Origin of the sequence: Trinickia symbiotica, from assembly GCF_002934455.1 — a bacterium.
Taxonomy (GTDB): Bacteria; Pseudomonadota; Gammaproteobacteria; order Burkholderiales; family Burkholderiaceae; genus Trinickia; species Trinickia symbiotica.
Genome location: NZ_PTIR01000004.1, coordinates 315279 through 333833 on the forward strand (window position 1 = coordinate 315279; position 18555 = coordinate 333833).

The window sequence follows — 18555 nt, forward strand, 5'->3', positions numbered from 1 at the left end:
CCGCCGCAACCGCGCCCTTATTCGACTTCGACCGTCTCCGGGTTCGGATTGCGCGGCACCGCGTTCTCATCGAACGTCAGTTGCACCTTGTCGGCTTCGTCGACATCCACGGTCACGCGCCCGCCGTTCATCAGTTTGCCGAACAGCAACTCGTCCGCCAACGCACGCCGGATCGTGTCCTGGATCAGCCGCTGCATCGGCCGCGCGCCCATCAGCGGATCGAAGCCGTTCTTCGCGAGATGCTGCCGCAGCGCATCGGTGAAGACCGCATCGACCTTCTTCTCGTGCAGTTGATCCTCGAGCTGCATGAGGAACTTGTCGACCACGCGCATGATGATTTCCTGATCGAGCGCGCGGAAGCTGATGGTTGCATCGAGCCGGTTACGGAACTCGGGCGTGAACATCCGCTTGATATCGGCCATTTCGTCGCCGGTCTCTCGACGCGTTGTAAAGCCGATCGTGCCCTTTTGCATCGATTCCGCGCCCGCATTCGTCGTCATGATGATGATGACGTTGCGGAAATCGGCCTTCCGTCCGTTGTTGTCGGTCAACGTGCCGTGATCCATCACCTGCAGCAGGACGTTGAAGATGTCCGGGTGCGCCTTCTCGATTTCGTCGAGCAGCAACACGCAGTGCGGCTTCTTCGTCACGGCCTCGGTGAGCAACCCGCCTTGATCGAAACCCACATATCCGGGCGGTGCGCCGATGAGGCGGCTCACCGCGTGGCGCTCCATGTATTCCGACATGTCGAAGCGGGTCAACTCGATGCCCAGCGTGAACGCGAGCTGTCGCGCGACTTCGGTCTTGCCGACGCCGGTCGGGCCCGAAAACAGGAATGCGCCGATCGGCTTGTCGGTCTTGCCGAGCCCCGCGCGCGCCATCTTGATCGCCGCCGAGAGCGCATCGATCGCCGGATCCTGACCGAACACGACAGCCTTCAAGTCGCGATCGAGCGTCTGCAGCTTGCTGCGATCGTCCTGCGACACGCTTTGAGCGGGCACTCGCGCGATCTTGGAAATGATTTCCTCGATTTCGCCCTTGCCGATCGTCTTCTTCTGCTTCGACTTTGGCAGGATCCGCTGCGCCGCGCCGGCCTCGTCAATCACATCGATGGCCTTGTCGGGCAGATGACGGTCCGTGATGAAACGCGCCGACAGTTCGGCCGCCGCCGACAGCGCCCCCGACGAGTATTTGACGCCGTGATGCTCCTCGAACCGGGACTTGAGGCCGCGCAGGATCGCGACGGTCTGCTCGACCGTCGGCTCCGTCACGTCGATCTTCTGGAAGCGCCGTGAAAGCGCCGCGTCCTTCTCGAAGATGCCGCGGAATTCCGTGAACGTCGTCGCGCCGATGCACTTGAGCGTGCCTGACGAGAGCGCCGGCTTCAACAGGTTCGATGCGTCGAGCGTGCCGCCCGATGCGGCGCCCGCGCCGATCAGCGTATGGATCTCGTCGATGAAGAGAATCGCGTGCGGACGTTCCTTGAGCTCCTTGAGCACCGTCTTGAGCCGCTGCTCGAAATCGCCGCGGTACTTCGTGCCGGCGAGCAACGCGCCCATATCGAGTGAGTAGACCTGTGCGTCCGCCAGAATGTCGGGCACCTCGCCGCGCGTGATGCGCCAGGCGAGCCCTTCCGCAATGGCCGTTTTGCCGACGCCGGCCTCGCCGACGAGCAAGGGGTTGTTCTTGCGGCGCCGGCAGAGCACTTGCACGACGCGCTCGACCTCGGACTCGCGCCCGATCAGCGGATCGATGCGGCCGTCCTTCGCCATCTGGTTCAGGTTCTGCGTGAACTGCGCGAGCGGCGTTTCCTTCTGCGAGGCCGCGTCCTCCGACTCGGCGTTCGAATCGCCGGCCTTCGCCGCATCGCTGCTGTTCGTCTTGGCGATGCCGTGCGAAATGAAGTTGACGACGTCGAGTCGCGTCACCCCCTGCTGCTGCAGGTAGTAGACCGCATGCGAATCCTTCTCGCCGAAGATCGCGACGAGGACGTTTGCACCCGTGACTTCCTTCTTGCCGTTCGAAGTCGACTGCACATGCATGATCGCGCGCTGGATCACTCGCTGAAAGCCGAGTGTAGGCTGCGTGTCGACGTCGTCGGTGCCGGGCACCGTCGGCGTATTGTCATGAATGAAGTTGCGCAGGTTCTGACGCAAGTCCTCGATGTTGGCCGCGCAAGCGCGCAACACTTCCGCCGCTGTGGGATTGTCCAGCAATGCCAGCAAAAGATGTTCGACGGTGATGAACTCATGCCGTGCCTGGCGCGCTTCCATGAACGCCATGTGCAAGCTGACTTCCAGTTCCTGGGCAATCATGCTTCCTCCATCACGCACTGCAGCGGATGCCCTGCCTGCCGTGCGTGCGTAACAACCTGCTCGACTTTGGTCGACGCAATGTCCCGCGTGTAGACCCCACAAACTCCCCGCCCCTCGCGATGCACCTTGAGCATGATCTGCGTCGCGGTCTCTCGGTCTTTATTGAAATATTCCTGCACGATCATCACGACAAACTCCATTGGCGTGAAATCGTCATTCAACAGTACCACTTTATACATGGACGGCGGTTTCAGCTCGTTTTCCTGCCGCTCGAGTACCGTGCCGTCCTGCCTGTCCGGGATAATCGCCATACACCCATTCTAAACAACTCGGTCGCGCCCGCAATCCTCCGGAAACCCGACCGAAGAGCCGCCGAGCGCACCGCCGCGGTGCGATCGGCATGCACCCGCGCGAACCCCATGCACCGCGCGAACCCGCCGTGGAGCCGCTTCCCCGCCGCCGTTGGGCGACGCTTCGAGGGCGCGGTCCGCAGTTCGATCGAGTATCGCACAACGCGTGCCGGTCGCGCCGCCGGCGATGCGGCGCACACCGGCTGACAAGTCCCGCACTAGTCCGATGTGCGTCGATTATGCGACTTTTCAAGTGACCTCGCTTGCGTCAGCGCACACTGAGAAGTCGGAAAAACCCTCACAGGCAACAACCGCGCGCAAGCGCGCACGCATCATCTCAAAATTCCCTTGACACTTCCTTAAAGAGGTCCAACAATCAAGCTGGCACTTTTTTTCAGCTGGCTGCAACAAGTGCAAGTACGAAAAAATGCCGAGGTGAGCTTGTGCGGAGGGGGCGGCTGCGAGAGCGGCTGTCCGGCTTTTCGAGCGTGCTCGTGGTAGGACATGAGAGTTACAGGGGAAGTTGGTATGGCAACTGGTACGGTCAAGTGGTTCAACGACGCGAAAGGCTTCGGGTTCATTACGCCGGACGAAGGTGGTGAGGATCTGTTTGCGCATTTCTCGGCCATCCAGATGAACGGGTTCAAGACGCTGAAGGAAGGTCAGAAGGTGTCCTTCGAGGTGGTCCAAGGCCCGAAGGGCAAGCAAGCGTCGAACATCCAGGCTGCTGCCTGACATCGTTCGAGCGTTGTGCATTCGAAAACCCGGCTGCGGCCGGGTTTTTTTCGCGTTGTGAAATCCCGCCGCGGCACCTGAGCCCGACCCGTCCGGTCAGTGCACCTTCCCAAAGCATCAAATCTCATTTTCGGCGCAGGCTGGCGCCGAATCATTGCGTTGAGTCAATAAACGAGCGTTCGGCGAATGCGCCGTCCGTAGCCTGCAGTCAGATATCCGCGTATGCGGGCAGCAAGTCTTGATCGACCAAGCGGATTTCGATGCGGTTCGCGACTTCGACATGTTCCGGGTTCTCCGCGGAAAATACGTCGTCCGTGACGCTCACGATGATGGTGCCCACCTGCTCGTTGCCTGCCTCAAGAACCGGAATCAACGCGCGAGCTTCCGGCACCTGTTGCACAGTGATGACCTTCGGCAGATACAGCATCCAGCCGACGCCCGGCTTGTCATCGAACACCTGCTTTTCGAAATACGCTCGTGGGGAGACCGACACGTCTGCCGAGTCATAGGTGTGAGCAATCGCCAACACAACATCCTGCACGGCGGCGCAGTTGCCCAGCCGCTGCGTCGGCACAGCTTGCTCGGGCAGATCAATTTCTACCTCGGAAGGCATCGGGCCTGAGTCAATCGATAGCTTGAGTTGCGCGCCGTCTACCGAATCGTTGTGTCCGTTCCAAAATCCGACAACCTTCGGACGGCTCTTCTTCTTGCCTTCATACCGCGTGGACAGGACGCCAATATTGCCGACGACGGAACGCCCGGTGCTTCGAATACCGGGTAAAAGCGAGCCTCTTCCTTGGTTTCGCCGGTCAGATACCATTCCGCAAGCCGGTCGTCCTTGCTTGCAAGCATTTCGATCACGGCCCACAAGCGACGAAGATGAACATCGAAATCGCCAACATTTGCGAAGTCGGGCGGGTCTCGAAATTGAGCAAGAATATTCATAGGGTCACGGCTGATAGACGGACTGAACGCGTTGTCGGACACACGCGCGAAGCATCAATTGTCGTGCGAGCGGTGTCATGAAATACCATGTGAGCCGCGCCGGCGGATGAGAATTTACCTCGGCTGCTTGATTCACAAGCTGCTCTTCCATTCCGACAAATCCCGAAAAGAATGGCTTCACCTTGTCGGTAAGCGGATCGATGAACTGATCGTACGCAGCCTTGGTTTCTTGAAGCATGCAAGCGCTTGGCATAAAACCATCGAAGTCAATACCCTGCCAATTCCACTCGTCACTCCATCGACACTCTTCAGCGTCGAACGCGAACCCAGTGATGCGCGCTTGATAGCGGTACGAGGTCCAGTTTACGCCGTGGTTCATGCGCCTTTTGAAGCCTTCCTCGGGCGGACATTTCTTGCACTTCTCGTCGGTACGCGGCAACGTCCGTGCGGCAGGCGCAGCCTTGCTGTCTTCCTTCTTCGTGTCGCCGGACAGACTACCCGTTGCCCCGACCGCCGCCCCGCCCAATAAAGCTGCGCCAGCGCGCGCCAAGACCGGACCAAGGGCTCGCGCTGCCCCCGCTATCACCGGAACCGCCAGACCCGCCATTGTTCAATCCTCCCTGAAATTCGGGATGTTCAATATGCCAGCGCACCACGCGCATATAGTCGTGAAATCGTTCATCCGGCGTGCGGCCCGGACGCGTCAGCCATGCGCGTATCGCAGGCTGCTCGTAGAAGCCCGGCGCGTATGCTTCGACGCGGAGGAACGCAACCAGATTTTCATCGCGCTCGATGCCGTTTCGCGCGCGGCCTTGAACGCACGCCACAACCGCGATGAAAGCGTCGCGTCGTCGACCAGCTTCGGATCGTCGTTGCACAAATCCACGCGCACGCCTTCAACGAACCGCTTCGCATCGATTTCGGCAAGCGCTGCAACCTGCTCTGTCGTCAGTTCAAGCATGCGGATGCAACCTCGTCAGTTCACCGTTGATTTGCACGAGCCAGTCGAACGTCGGCGCGAAGAATTCAATGCGTTGCGTGAACGAGAACAGGCCCGCGATTTCTCCCGTCAGCCGCGCATCGTAAAAGCGCAGCAATGCGATGCGGCGGTCAGGTACACGAGCGTTCAAACGCCCTGCGAGCACTTCGGCAAGCGCCGGAAAAGGATACGCGCTGATGAGCCAGGAAACGCCCTCTGCACCCGCGCCCATCGCGAATAGCGACTGTTTGACGCTGGGGGCCGCTTCCGCGAAATCAATTAGCCACGGCCCGGCGTCAGCCAACGATGCGTCCGGCGTACCGTCGAATAATCCTATAGTGGCTGCTGGCCGCTCGACCGTTTCACCGCGTCCGTGTCGCCATTGATGGATGAGCTCATCCCTCTGCATCCCGTGTTAACAGGTAACACGCCACCAAAAAGCAAAAACGCCGATAAATCATTGATCTATCGGCGTTTTGCTACCGCATGACGCTGCTTGAAACTACAAAGGAGCCCTCTTACATGTTCTCGATCATCACCTGACCAAAGCCCGAGCACGACACCTGGGTCGCGCCTTCCATCAGACGGGCGAAGTCATAGGTCACGCGCTTTTGCAGAATCGACTTTTCCATCGACGAGATGATGATATCGGCCGCTTCCTTCCAGCCGATGTGACGCAGCATCATCTCGGCCGAGAGGATCTCCGAGCCCGGATTCACGTAGTCCTTGCCCGCGTACTTCGGTGCGGTGCCGTGCGTCGCTTCGAACATCGCGACCGAATCGGACATGTTCGCACCGGGCGCGATGCCGATGCCGCCCACCTGCGCCGCCAGCGCATCGGAGACGTAGTCGCCGTTCAGGTTCAGCGTGGCGATCACGTCGTACTCCGCCGGGCGCAGCAGGATCTGCTGCAAGAACGCATCGGCGATCACGTCTTTCACGACGATCTCGTTACCCGTCCTCGGGTTCTTGAACTTCATCCACGGGCCACCGTCCACGAGCTCGGCGCCGAACTCTTTCTGCGCGAGGGCATAGCCCCAGTCGCGGAACGCGCCTTCGGTGAACTTCATGATGTTGCCCTTGTGGACGAGCGTGACCGAGCGGCGGTCATTGTCGATCGCGTACTGGATCGCCTTGCGCACGAGCCGCTGCGTGCCTTCGCTCGAGACGGGCTTGACGCCGATCCCCGACGTTTCCGGGAAGCGGATCTTCTTTACGCCCATTTCTTCGCGCAGGAACTTGATGACCTTCTTCGCCTGCTCCGAATCGGCGGCCCACTCGATGCCGGCATAGATGTCTTCGGAGTTCTCGCGGAAGATCACCATGTTGGTCTTTTCGGGTTCGCGCACCGGCGACGGCACACCCTTGAAGTACTGCACGGGACGCAGGCAGACATACAGGTCGAGCTCCTGGCGCAGCGCGACGTTGAGCGAGCGGATGCCGCCGCCGACGGGCGTCGTCAGCGGGCCCTTGATCGAAACGACGTACTCCTTCAGCACCTGCAGCGTCTCTTCGGGCAGCCAGACATCCGGGCCGTAGACCTTCGTGGCCTTTTCGCCCGCGAAGATTTCCATCCATTGAATCTTGCGCTTGCCGCCATACGCCTTCTCGACCGCCGCATCGACGACCTTGATCATCACCGGCGTAATGTCGAAGCCCGTGCCGTCGCCTTCGATGTACGGAATGATCGGCTGATCGGAAACGTTGAGCGAAAAGTCCGAATTGACGGTGATCTTCTCACCGCTCGTCGGAACCTTGATGTGCTGATACGGCATGATCGACTCCAGTGTTGGCTGTGCAGGTGATGAGCAAGCGGATCCCGCGAAATCGAGCCATCCACCCCGCTCGGTTGCGCGGTGGGTCTCGAGTTTCGCCTCGTGCGTTCGAATCGCGTTGGCTTGACAGCGCCGCGTAGATGCGGCTGGCTCGCTATTCTAGCCCACGTATCCACGACGGCGACCGCAAGCGCCCGAACCGCGGCCGGCCGCCGCTCTCGCGGCGACAGCGCAGCGACCACGGGACGATCGGAGATGCGGGAGTGCTTGAGGTCTTATATAAGACAGAAGACTTGCCGTGCCGTATTATGCATTAAGATCCCGCCATTTGCCATAGACGCTCGTCATGCGCCTCATTGCTCTCAATAAACCGTTCGGCACGATCTGCCAGTTTTCACCGCATGAAACGCGTGCGTCGCTTGCGGATTGGGTCGAGCTGCCGGGCGTCTACCCGGCCGGGCGGCTCGATGCCGACAGCGAAGGGCTGCTGCTGCTCACGGACGACGGCGCCCTGCAGGCGCGCATTGCCGAGCCGCGTCACAAACTTGTCAAACGCTATTGGGCGCAAGTCGAAGGCGTGCCCGACGAGGCCGCCCTCGAAGCGCTCGCGCGCGGCGTCGACCTCGGCGATTATGTGACGGGGCCATGTCGGGCGGCGGCGATCGAGGCGCCGGCATCGCTTTGGCCTCGGGTGCCGCCGGTACGCTATCGCGCGGCGATTCCGACGGCCTGGATCGAGCTCGCGCTGACGGAAGGCAAGAACCGCCAGGTACGGCGCATGACGGCGGCCGTCGGCTTTCCGACGCTGCGTCTCGTGCGAGTCGGCATCGGCGCGCTCGATCTCTTCGCACTCGGGCTCGAGCCAGGCAAGTGGCGCAGGCTGCCGCCGACGGCGCCGTGGAACGGCCTCGACGCGGGCCGTCCCGACGGCGGCGAGGGCGGCGAGGGCGGCGAGAGCGGCGAGGTCACCGAGAGCGGCAGAGACAAGCCACGCGCCGCACCCGCTCGGCGCTCCCGCAAGCCTTAACTGCTTGTCGCCGCAAGCTTTTTTCGGCGGCAACGGGCGTGCCGCCGCCCCTTGCCGAGCCCGCCTCACGGCCCCGGCCGTCAGGTTCGACAAAATTGAGGCGGCGGCGTCAACCACCGCAACCGATCATGCGTTATTCGACGCAGATGCCGCTTTTAAGCTATCCGGCATTAGCGTGCGGGTTTCCGTTTCCGAGTCTTTCAGCGGCGAAGAGCGGGTCTGATGCGCTTGCAGACGTATCGACGAATTCTTTCGATGCGGCTGTCAACCGAAAGGTGGATGGCACGTTTACCGACATGACTCAATGACCGGGTCATTTGGTTAATCAACTAAAGCTGAGGATTCAAGACATGAAGAAGCTGATCGCCGCTCTCATCGCTGGCCTGTTCGCAACGGCTGCTTTCGCACAAGCTTCGGCCACGGAAGCCGCTTCGGCTCCGGCTGCTGCTCCCGCCAAGCACGCCAAGAAGCACGCCAAGAAGCACTCGAAGAAGGCTGCCAAGGCTGAAGCCGCTTCGGCCGCTTCGGAGTAAGCTTCCTGTAAAGCAAGAAGTCAAAAAGAAGCACCAGCCGTTTTCAACGGCGTTGCAAGGCAGGCTGCCGCACGGCGCCTGCCTTTTTGTCGTTTGGCACGGGCGATATTCATTCGCTTTGCATCGCCGCCAGCCGCTCGCGTAACATGCGCGGATCTCTTCAGCAAGGAGCCTCTCGTGGGAGTTTCGCTTCGCCCGCTTCTCGCGCGCATCGCCGCCGCGATCCCGGCCGCCGTCATCTGCGCCGCCTCGCTCACCGCCGCCCACGCCTTGGCGCAGCAAATGCCCGCCGGCGTGAAGCAGCCGTCCGAATTTCCGCGCACGAAGCTCACCGCCGGCATGTTCGTCATCGACGCGGCCGTCGCCGCCAACGACGCCGATCGCGAGCAAGGGCTCATGTACCGGACACAGCTTGCACCGAACGAAGGCATGCTTTTCGTGTTCGGCGAGAACGCCGTCCATTGCTTCTGGATGAAGAACACGCTGATTCCCCTGTCGATCGCATTTATGCGCGCCGACGGCACGATTACCGACATCGACGAAATGCAGGCGGAAACGACCAACAATCATTGTCCGCGCAACAACGGCGTCTACGCGCTGGAAATGAGCAAGGGCTGGTTTTCCTCGAAAGGAATCACGCCCGGCACCAGGATTCAGGGGCTCCCGCGGCCCCAGTGACGAACGAGGCTGCAAAAGCCACCGCCAGGCGCTATCCTTGCAACCAAAATCTACGCGCCGCGTGACGCGCCGGCATGCCCGGCTCGATGCCGGCGCCCGTTTGCAAGGAGATCGACGTGCCCCGCAAGACTCCCATCGAGCGCTACCGCAATATCGGCATCAGCGCTCACATCGATGCCGGCAAGACGACGACGACCGAGCGCATCCTGTTCTACACGGGCGTGAGCCACAAGATCGGCGAGGTTCACGAAGGTGCGGCGATCATGGACTGGATGGAGCAGGAGCAGGAGCGCGGCATCACGATCACGTCGGCCGCGACGACCGCGTTCTGGAAGGGCATGGCCGGCAACTATCCCGAGCACCGCATCAACATCATCGACACGCCGGGCCACGTCGACTTCACCATCGAAGTCGAGCGCTCGATGCGCGTGCTCGACGGCGCCTGCATGGTCTACGACTCGGTGGGCGGCGTGCAGCCGCAATCGGAGACGGTCTGGCGGCAGGCGAACAAGTACAAGGTGCCGCGTATCGCGTTCGTCAATAAGATGGACCGCGTCGGCGCGGACTTTTTCCGCGTGCAGCGGCAAATCGGCGAGCGGCTCAAGGGCGTCGCCGTGCCGATCCAGGTTCCGGTCGGCGCCGAGGACAGCTTCCAGGGCGTGATCGATCTCGTCAAGATGAAGGCGATCATCTGGGACGAGGAGAGCCAGGGCGTCAAGTTCGAATACCGCGACATTCCGGCCGAGCTGCTCGCCACGGCCGAGGAATGGCGCGAAAAGATGATCGAAGCCGCCGCTGAGGCGAGCGAGGAGCTGCTCGAGAAGTACCTCGAAGACCATACCTCGCTCTCCGAGGAGGAAATCAAGGCCGGCCTGCGCAAGCGCACGATCGCCAACGAAATCGTGCCGATGCTTTGCGGCAGCGCGTTCAAGAACAAGGGCGTGCAGGCGATGCTCGACGCGGTGATCGACTACCTGCCTTCGCCGATCGACGTGCCGGCCATTCTCGGTCACGACGAGGACGACCGCGAGGCCGAGCGTCATCCGAGCGACGATGAGCCGTTCTCTGCGCTCGCGTTCAAGATCATGACGGATCCGTTCGTCGGGCAGCTGATTTTCTTTCGCGTCTACTCAGGCGTCGTCAACTCGGGCGACACCGTGCTCAACTCGACGAAGAGCAAGAAGGAACGAGTCGGCCGCATCCTGCAGATGCATGCGAACGATCGCAAGGAGATCAAGGAAGTCTACGCGGGAGACATCGCCGCGGCCGTCGGCCTGAAGGAAGCGACGACGGGCGATACGCTTTGCGACCCGGCCAAGCCGATTATCCTCGAGCGGATGATCTTCCCCGATCCCGTCATCTCGCAGGCCGTCGAGCCGAAGACGAAGGCCGACCAGGAAAAGATGGGGATCGCGCTGAACCGGCTCGCGCAGGAAGATCCGTCGTTCCGCGTGAAGACCGACGAGGAGTCGGGCCAGACGATCATCTCGGGCATGGGCGAGCTGCACCTCGAAATCATCGTCGACCGCATGAGGCGCGAATTCGGCGTCGAGGCGACGGTCGGCAAGCCGCAGGTGGCGTACCGCGAAACGGTCCGCAACACGGTCGAGGATGTCGAGGGCAAGTTCGTCAAGCAGTCGGGCGGGCGCGGCCAGTACGGCCACGCCGTCATCAAGCTCGAGCCGCAGCCGCACGGCAAGGGCTACGAGTTCGTCGACGCGATCAAGGGCGGTGTAATTCCCCGCGAGTTCATTCCGGCCGTTGACAAGGGCATTCAGGAAGCGTTGCAAAGCGGCGTGCTCGCGGGCTACCCCGTCGTCGATACGAAGGTAACGCTGACGTTCGGCTCGTACCACGACGTGGATTCGAACGAGAACGCGTTCCGCATGGCCGGCTCGATGGCGTTCAAGGAGGCGATGCGGCGCGCAAAGCCCGTGCTGCTCGAGCCGATGATGGCCGTCGAAGTCGAGACGCCCGAGGAGTTCATGGGCAACGTGATGGGCGACCTCTCGGGCCGGCGCGGCATCGTCCAAGGGATGGAGGATATCGCGGGCGGCGGCGGCAAGCTCGTGAAGGCGGAAGTACCGCTCGCCGAGATGTTCGGCTACTCGACGTCGCTGCGTTCGCTCACGCAAGGCCGCGCGACGTATTCGATGGAGTTCAAGCACTACGCCGAGGCGCCCGCGCACGTGGCCGATGCCGTCATCAGCGCGAAGACGAAGTAATCCCCGCGCGGCGCGGCGACCGGGCCTGCCCGCCGCCGCGCCGCTTCTTGCGCTTTGCTTTTCAGCGCGCATCCGACATGAGGCGGACCCGCCATGAAAGCCCGCTCCGATCGCCCCTCCCTGCTCGAAGCCGTGCGCCGCGATGCCGGCGAGCTTGGCAACCATGCCATCGACGAGTACCTGGCTGAGCGCCTCTCGCGCCGCGAGCTGCTGCGCTATGCCGGCGTCATGGGCCTCTCCGGCGTCGCGCTCGCGCTAGGCGGACTTGCGCTGCCGCGCGCGGCCGCCGCGCAAGCGAAGCCGTCCGGCGCCGGCGCGACGATCCGCGTGGCGCATCTGACGCCGGCCGGCGCCGTCGATCCGCTCACCGTCGCGGACCCGGCCGGCCTCGCGCTCATCGCGCAAACGGGCGAGTTTCTGATCGACGACCAAAGCACGGACAAGCCGCTTACGCCGGCCCTCGCGCTTTCATGGCAAGCGAACGCGAAGGGTGACGTCTGGACGTTCAAGCTGCGCCCCAACGTGAAGTTTCACGATGGGCAGACGCTCACGGCGAAAGACGTCGTTGCAACGTTCGATCGGCTGGCGGATCCCGCAAGCGGCTCGGCCGCGCTTTCGCTGCTCAAAGGGGTGCTCTCGAAGGGCGGCACGCGCGCGATCGACGACGGTACCGTCGCGTTTCATCTCGACGCGCCGAACGGCAACTTTCCCTACTACGTCTCTTCCGATAATTACAACGCCGTGATTCTTCCCGCGAGCTTCAGCGGCGGATACGAAAAGAGCTTTATCGGCACGGGGCCGTTCAAACTCGAGCGATACGAACCGAAGGTCGGCGCATCGTTCGTGAGAAATCCTGAATATTGGGGCGAAAAAGCGCTGCCCTCGCGCGTGCAGTTCTCGTTCTACGCAGATCAGCAGGCGCAGATCCTCGCGATGGAGGGCAGGCAGGCCGACGTCATGGGCGACTTCACCGTGCAAGGCGGCGCGGGTCTCCTCAACAATCCGGAGTTCGTCGTCCAGTCGGTCAGGTCGAGCGCGCATCGGCAGATTCACATGCGCTGCGATCAAGCGCCCTTCAACGACAAGCGTGTGAGGCAGGCGCTCGCGCTTGCGCTTGACCGCGATCGTCTCGTCAAGGGGCTATTCAAGGGGCGCGCGGTAGTCGGCAACGATCATCCGTTCGCGCCGGTATTCCCTTCTTACGATCCGTCCGTGCCGCAACGCCGGATCGACGTCGGTCAGGCCAAGCAATTGCTCGCGCAGGCCGGACACCCGAACGGTATCGATGCCACGCTGGCCCTGACGACCGAGAAGTTCATGGAGATTCCCGATCTGGCCGTGGTCGTGCAAAACGCCGCCAAGGCGATCGGCATGCGCCTGCAGCTCAAGGTGGAAAGCCAGAGCCTCTACTATGGCGCCGGGACGTTCGGCAAGTCCGATTGGCTGGACTCGACGCTCGGCATCACCGATTACGGACACCGCGGCGTGCCGAACCTTTTTCTCAATGCGCCGCTCACGAGCAACGGCGCCTGGAATGCCGCGCATTTCAAGAACGCCACGTACGACAAGCTCGTGGCGGATTACGTCGGCGCACTCGACGTCGGTGCTCAAAAGAAAGTCGCGCATCAGATCGAAGCCTTGCTGCTCGACGAAACGCCCGTCGTCATTCCCTACTTCTTCGATATGCTGATCGCTCGACGCAAAACCCTCGACGGCGTTCGCTTCACCGCGATTTCGCAGATGTACTTCGATCGTGCCACACTAGTGACCTAAGTTGGCGGATTCGTCTGCAGTACTGATCATTCTCGAATGTATTGCAGCGGCAACCCGAAGTGGAGATCGGAGACGACGTAGCAAATGCCGACCCTCACCCTTCCCTTGCGCGTCCACGTCGCCCATGGCACCGCCGCGCGCATCGCGCGCTTTCTCGCTGTGCGGCTCGCGCTTTCGCTCGTCACGCTCGTTCTGCTTTCGGCGCTCGTGTTCGCGCTCGGGCAACTGCTGCCCGGCGATGTCGGGCGCGCCATGCTCGGACCGCTCGCGGACCCGCGCGCCGTGGCGGCGCTCGATCATCAACTCGGCGCCGACCGGCCCGTCCTCGTGCAATTCGGCACATGGATCGCTCGACTGCTGCATGGCGATATGGGCATGTCCTACGCCTTTCGCCAACCCGTTGCACCTTTCGTCATTCATGCGCTCGCGAACTCCGCGAAGCTTGCCATGCTCGCCTTTGTGATCGTCGTGCCGCTCGGTATCGCGGGCGGCGTATGGGCCGCGCTGAACGCGGGACGCTGGCTCGATCGGACGTTGACGATCGTCGGGCTCTCGGCGACCGTCGTACCCGAGTTCGTGTCGTCCATCGTGCTCATCCTCGTATTCGGCGTCTGGCTGCGCCTGCTGCCGACGGAGGCCGCTTATCCGCCCGGCACAAGCTGGCTCGGCGCGCTGCGGCATCTGATCCTCCCCGCGCTGCCGCTCGTCTTCGTCTTCTTCGGCTACATCGCGCGAATGGCGCGTGCCGGCACCGTCGAGGCGCTCGACGCCGATTACACGCGCACGGCGATCCTCAAAGGGCTGCCGAAGCGCGTCGTCATCTTTCGTCACGTGCTGCGCAACGCACTGCCGCCGACCATCACCGTCGCCGCCACGCAGCTCGGCTATATGGTCGGCGGGCTCGTCGTCGTCGAGACGCTATTTCACTACCAAGGGATCGGCTCGCTGATCTACAACGCCGCAACGGCCCGCGATTTCCCGATGCTCGAAGCGGGCGTGCTGACGGTCGGCGTCGTCTACACGATCGCGCATTTCATCGCGGACGCCTGGCTCGTCGCGCTCGATCCGCGCCTGCGCACGGAGGGAACGGAATGAGCACCACGCCATCGGCTCCGACCGGGACGCAGGCCGTCGAACGTGGCCCCTCCACGTCGCCGGCGGAAACGCTGCGCCTGCTGCTGCGCTCGCCGAGCTTCGTAGTCGGCCTGCTCATCGTCGCATTCTGGATCGCGTGCGCGCTCGTCGGACCGTTCGTCGTGCCGCACGATCCCTATGAGGCCGATCCGCTCGACTCGTTGATGCCGCCCGATGGCACGCACTGGTTCGGCACCGATCAGCTTGGCCGCGATATCTTCTCGCGCGTGGTCGTCGGTGCGCGCGACATCCTCGCGATCGCCCCGCTCGCGACGCTGGTCGGCACGCTCGCCGGCACGGCGCTCGGGCTCGTTCTCGGCTACTTCGACGGCTGGCTCGATCGTATCGCGGGCCGCCTCATCGATGCGCTGCTCGCGTTGCCGCTCGTCATCGTCGCACTGGCGGCACTTGCGGCGCTGGGCGCATCGAATGCGACCGTGGTGCTCGTGATCGCGCTCACGTTCATGCCGATGACGGCGCGCACCGTACGCGCGGCCGTGCTCGCCGAACGCCATCTCGACTATGTCGCCGCCGCGCAGCTGCGCGGCGAGCATGCGGTCTACATCATGCTCGTGGAGATTGCGCCCAACGTCCTGCCGCCGATCGTCGTCGAGGCGACCGTCCGCCTCGGCTACGCCATCTTCGCCGTCGCGACGCTTTCGTTTCTCGGCTTCGGCGTCGCGCCGCCGTCAGCGGACTGGGGACTCGCCCTCTCCGAGTCGTATTCGCTGATGACGGGCGGCGCCTGGTGGACCGTGGTGTTCGACGCACTCGCCATCGCAACGCTCGTCGTGGGCGTGAACCTCGTCGCCGACAGCGTGCAAGGGATCCTGCAGCCATGAGCGACGTCCCGCGCAAAGCGCCTCCCGGCTTCGAGCCCGCGCCGCGCGCCGGCGAGGACGCGCTTACGGTGACCGGACTGACGGTTGCCTACCGCGTGCGCGGCCGCAACCGCGAGGTGCTGCGCGATGTCACGTTTCGCGTGCGGCGCGGCGAAGCCTACGGGCTCGTCGGCGAATCGGGCTGCGGCAAATCGACGGTCGCGCTCGCCGCTCTCAGCTATCTGCCGAGAAACGGCATGATCAAGGCAGGCCGGATCGCCATCGACGGAATCGATGTCGCGACGCTCGACGCGAGGGCCCTGCGTACCATGAGGGCGACAGCGGTCTCGATGGTCTATCAGGATCCTTCCCGCGCGCTGAATCCGTCGCTGAAAGTCGGTCTTCAGTTGTCCGAAGCATTCGAGGTCGCGCGCGGCATCGGGCGAAGCGAAGCGCGCGACGAAGCGCTCTCGATGCTCGAGCGGGTGAGAATTGCAGACCCGCGTCAAGTGATGGAGCGCTACCCGCATCAGCTATCGGGCGGCATGCAGCAGCGCATCGTGATCGCGATGGCGCTCGCGTCGAATCCCGCCTTGTTGATTCTCGACGAGCCCACCACCGGGCTGGATGCGACGGTCGAGGCCGAGGTGCTCGACGTCGTCGCTCGTCTTCGCGCCGAATCGGGCACGGCAGTGCTCTTCATCAGTCACAACCTTGCCGTCATCAGCCGCATGTGCAGCCGCGTCGGCGTTCTCTATGCGGGAAGGCTCGTCGAGGAAGGCACGAGCGAAGACGTCCTCGGCACGCCGCGTCATCCTTATAGTGTCGGCCTGCTGCGCTGCTTGCCGAGCCCGGGACGCAGCAAGGACGTCGAACGGCTCGACACGATCCCAGGCAGCCTTCCGCCACCGGGTACAACGATGACCGGCTGCATCTATGCGCCGCGCTGCCGGCTCGCCGACGATCGCTGCAGGCGCGAGGCGCCGCCGCCTTATCGCATTGCCGCGGCGCACGGCGCGCAGATGGCGCGCTGTCATTATCACGAGCGGGCCCATGCGTTGCCCGTGTCGCGAGAGGCGTTCAATGCGGAAAGTGCGGGCGAGCCAGCCGATCCGCGCGGGGAAGATACGGGTCCGGCGATCGGACGCCTCGCCGCGCGCGACGGACAACCGCGCTTGCGTGCGGCGCATCTTTCCAAGACGTTCGCCACGCCGGCTCACGCGCTGCGTGCCGTCGACAATGTTTCGCTGACGCTCGCGGCCGGCGAGACGCTCGGACTCGTCGGCGAATCGGGCAGCGGAAAAACGACGCTCGCCAAGCTGCTGGTGGGTCTCGTCGCACCCGATGCGGGCGGTGTGCTCGAGCTCGACGGCGCGTCTTTACCGCCACGCGTCACTCGCCGCGACGACGATCAGGTGAAGTCACTCCAGATCGTCTTCCAGAATCCCGACTCGGCGCTCAACCGCGCTCATTCGGTCAAGCATCTGATCGGCCGCGCGCTGTCGAAGCTCGCCGCGCTGCGGGGCAAAGCACACGACGAGCGGCTCGCAATGCTCGTCGATGCCGTGCGGCTGCCGCACCGCTACCTTGGTGCTCGCACGCGACAGCTCTCGGGCGGCCTCAAGCAGCGCGTTGCGATCGCACGCGCATTCGCGGGCGAACCGCGCGTCGTCGTCTGCGACGAGCCGACATCGTCGCTCGATGTGTCCGTGCAGGCCGCCATCCTCAATCTGCTCGTCGATCTTCAACGTCAGCGCGGAGTGAGCTACATCTTCATCTCGCACGATCTCAACGTCGTGCGATACGTCTCCGATCGCATTGCTGTGCTCTATGTGGGACGGTTGCTCGAAATCGGCTCGGTCCAGGATGTATTCGACGGTCCTCATCATCCGTACACGGCGGCGCTGCTGTCGGCGATGCCCACGTTGAAGGGGATTCATGCGCAAGGCGAGCGCGTACGTCTGTTCGGAGACCCACCAAGCGCGACGACACCGCCTTCGGGATGCGCGTTCCACACGCGTTGCCCACGCAAGCTCGGCGCCGTCTGCGAAGAGCACGATCCGCCGTTCGCCGATGCGGGCAACGGCCATTTGATCCGCTGCCACATCCCCGTCTCAGAACTGCACATCGCACGCCACGAAACCGCGCCGACATAACGCGCGCTTCGGCGGCGGAGAAACGGCGTATTCATGCGCCACGCGCGCCGCCATCGCGGTGTGATGCCCATCGCATTTCCGACTCGAGCGCTGCATTTCCCGCCTTTTTTCGCGCGTCCGGTATCAAGCCTGAAACGTTTTCTGCGGTATTCGCTTGCCCACGCCGCCCGCGCGCGATGAACGCCCGATGGGGCGGCGCATTCGCCGCAATGGCACGGTTATCGCAGTAAGGCCGCACGGATGCGCGTGCGCGCGCTTCCCCTATCGACGAAGCCACCGCTACCTTTTCGAGGTCAGCGCGCCCTTACTCGTGCTTCGTTAGGACTACTTAATAAATGGCTGATGCGGACCGATGCGGGTCTGCTCGTCGGGGCTGGGGCGGCGCCGGCGACGGCTTGCCGTTTTCATGCAGGACGAACCATGAAAAGCACTGAAAAAACTAAGCGGTCCTATCTGTCTGCACACATCGTCAGGTTTTCGCTCGCGAGCGCGTTGGTGGTTCTGCTCGGTAGTAACGCCGATGCCGCCATGAGTCCCGACGACATGGTCAAATCGACGCTCGCCCCGAGCACGATCGTCGATGCGGACGCAGGCGATATGGCTGCGGGGGCTCCGATTCAGAATGGGGCAAACGGTACCGCCTCGAAGCAGAGCCCTTGTGAAGGCAATCCCGACTATGAGGCATGTGTCAAACGTATCAGCAATGACGTGGGCGACGTGGGCGGCGCCGATAGCAGCGCCACGTCAGAAGGCGCACCTAGCGGCGGTCCTTCGGTCGCCGGCGCCAATGGCTCACGCGGAGACGGCGGTGGCGGAGGAGGCAACGGCGGTAAGGGCGGCGGCAGTGGCGGCAGCGGCGGCAGCGGCGGCAGTGGTGGCAGTGCTGGCAGTGCTGGCAGTGCTGGCAGTGGCGGCAGTGGTGGCAGTGGTGGCAGTGGTGGCAGTGCTGGCAGTGGTGGCAGTGGTGGCAGTGGTGGCAGTGGTGGCAGTGGTGGCAGTGGTGGCAGTGGTGGCAGTGGTGGCAGCGGTGGCAGCGGTGGTGGCAGCGGTGGTGGCAGCGGTGGCAGCGGTGGCAGCGGTGGTGGCAGCGGTGGTGGCAGCGGTGGCAG

At 63.2% G+C, this 18555-nt stretch carries 15 protein-coding genes and 2 pseudogenes; 10 read left to right on the forward strand and 7 right to left on the reverse strand.

The window, feature by feature from the left end; genetic code table 11:
• Nucleotides 1-17 precede the first annotated feature (17 nt).
• Both clpA and clpS read right to left on the reverse strand, forming a co-directional pair.
• The gene (gene clpA, locus B0G57_RS09255) at nt 18-2315 is read right to left on the reverse strand and encodes an ATP-dependent Clp protease ATP-binding subunit ClpA (protein ID WP_018443196.1); all 2298 of its coding nucleotides are present in this window, start codon (nt 2313-2315) and stop codon (nt 18-20) included.
• Complete coding sequence (gene clpS, locus B0G57_RS09260) at nt 2312-2626, reverse strand: ATP-dependent Clp protease adapter ClpS (protein WP_018443197.1); 315 nt, start codon at nt 2624-2626, stop codon at nt 2312-2314. The genes clpA and clpS overlap by 4 nt, the downstream gene beginning before the upstream one ends.
• 567 nt (nt 2627-3193) lie before the next feature.
• Between clpS and cspD the strand changes: the two genes are divergently transcribed.
• Entirely contained in the window at nt 3194-3400 is a 207-nt protein-coding gene (gene cspD, locus B0G57_RS09265; RefSeq protein WP_017776809.1) for a cold shock domain-containing protein CspD, read from the forward strand.
• A 208-nt stretch (nt 3401-3608) separates the two neighbouring features.
• Here the strand turns inward: cspD and B0G57_RS09270 are convergent.
• From B0G57_RS09270 to icd, 5 genes and pseudogenes are all read right to left on the reverse strand, one after another.
• Nucleotides 3609-4345 (reverse strand): annotated as a pseudogene (locus tag B0G57_RS09270) (immunity 52 family protein).
• Between the two features lie 4 nt (nt 4346-4349).
• Nucleotides 4350-4952 carry a restriction endonuclease fold toxin 5 domain-containing protein gene (locus tag B0G57_RS09275; RefSeq protein WP_018443200.1) on the reverse strand — a complete coding sequence of 201 codons (603 nt, stop codon included), beginning with the start codon at nt 4950-4952 and terminating at the stop codon, nt 4350-4352.
• Nucleotides 4840-5306, reverse strand: a pseudogene (locus B0G57_RS09280) (hypothetical protein). The gene B0G57_RS09275 and the pseudogene B0G57_RS09280 overlap by 113 nt, the downstream one beginning before the upstream one ends.
• On the reverse strand, nt 5299-5733 hold the full coding sequence (locus B0G57_RS09285; RefSeq protein WP_018443201.1) for a DUF4123 domain-containing protein: 435 nt from the start codon (nt 5731-5733) through the stop codon (nt 5299-5301). Before B0G57_RS09285 ends, B0G57_RS09280 begins: the two are co-directional and overlap by 8 nt.
• Nucleotides 5734-5842: 109 nt before the next feature.
• Nucleotides 5843-7099, reverse strand: coding sequence for an NADP-dependent isocitrate dehydrogenase (gene icd / locus B0G57_RS09290; protein ID WP_018443202.1), 1257 nt, complete (start codon nt 7097-7099; stop codon nt 5843-5845).
• 346 nt (nt 7100-7445) lie between these two features.
• Here icd and B0G57_RS09295 point away from each other — a divergent pair, with 346 nt between their 5' ends.
• The 9 genes from B0G57_RS09295 to B0G57_RS31665 form a co-directional block, all read left to right on the forward strand.
• Nucleotides 7446-8126, forward strand: coding sequence for a pseudouridine synthase (locus B0G57_RS09295; protein ID WP_018443203.1), 681 nt, complete (start codon nt 7446-7448; stop codon nt 8124-8126).
• Between the two features lie 350 nt (nt 8127-8476).
• Nucleotides 8477-8659, forward strand: coding sequence for a hypothetical protein (locus B0G57_RS09305; RefSeq protein ID WP_018443205.1), 183 nt, complete (start codon nt 8477-8479; stop codon nt 8657-8659).
• A gap of 177 nt (nt 8660-8836) precedes the next feature.
• Complete coding sequence (locus B0G57_RS09310; protein WP_026230138.1) at nt 8837-9337, forward strand: DUF192 domain-containing protein; 501 nt, start codon at nt 8837-8839, stop codon at nt 9335-9337.
• 116 nt (nt 9338-9453) lie between these two features.
• Nucleotides 9454-11562 (forward strand): elongation factor G, encoded by a 2109-nt coding sequence (gene fusA / locus B0G57_RS09315; protein ID WP_026230139.1) that lies wholly within the window; start codon nt 9454-9456, stop codon nt 11560-11562.
• A 93-nt stretch (nt 11563-11655) separates the two neighbouring features.
• On the forward strand, nt 11656-13335 hold the full coding sequence (locus B0G57_RS09320) for an ABC transporter substrate-binding protein (RefSeq protein ID WP_018443209.1): 1680 nt from the start codon (nt 11656-11658) through the stop codon (nt 13333-13335).
• A gap of 84 nt (nt 13336-13419) precedes the next feature.
• Nucleotides 13420-14430 (forward strand): ABC transporter permease, encoded by a 1011-nt coding sequence (locus tag B0G57_RS09325; RefSeq protein ID WP_018443210.1) that lies wholly within the window; start codon nt 13420-13422, stop codon nt 14428-14430.
• Complete coding sequence (locus B0G57_RS09330) at nt 14427-15311, forward strand: ABC transporter permease (RefSeq protein ID WP_018443211.1); 885 nt, start codon at nt 14427-14429, stop codon at nt 15309-15311. The genes B0G57_RS09325 and B0G57_RS09330 overlap by 4 nt, the downstream gene beginning before the upstream one ends.
• Nucleotides 15308-17446 (forward strand): ABC transporter ATP-binding protein, encoded by a 2139-nt coding sequence (locus B0G57_RS09335; RefSeq protein WP_018443212.1) that lies wholly within the window; start codon nt 15308-15310, stop codon nt 17444-17446. Before B0G57_RS09330 ends, B0G57_RS09335 begins: the two co-directional genes overlap by 4 nt.
• Before the next feature lie 808 nt (nt 17447-18254).
• Nucleotides 18255-18555, forward strand: a 301-nt coding sequence (locus tag B0G57_RS31665; RefSeq protein WP_233215973.1) for a hypothetical protein, incomplete at its 3' end; no start/stop codon positions are given.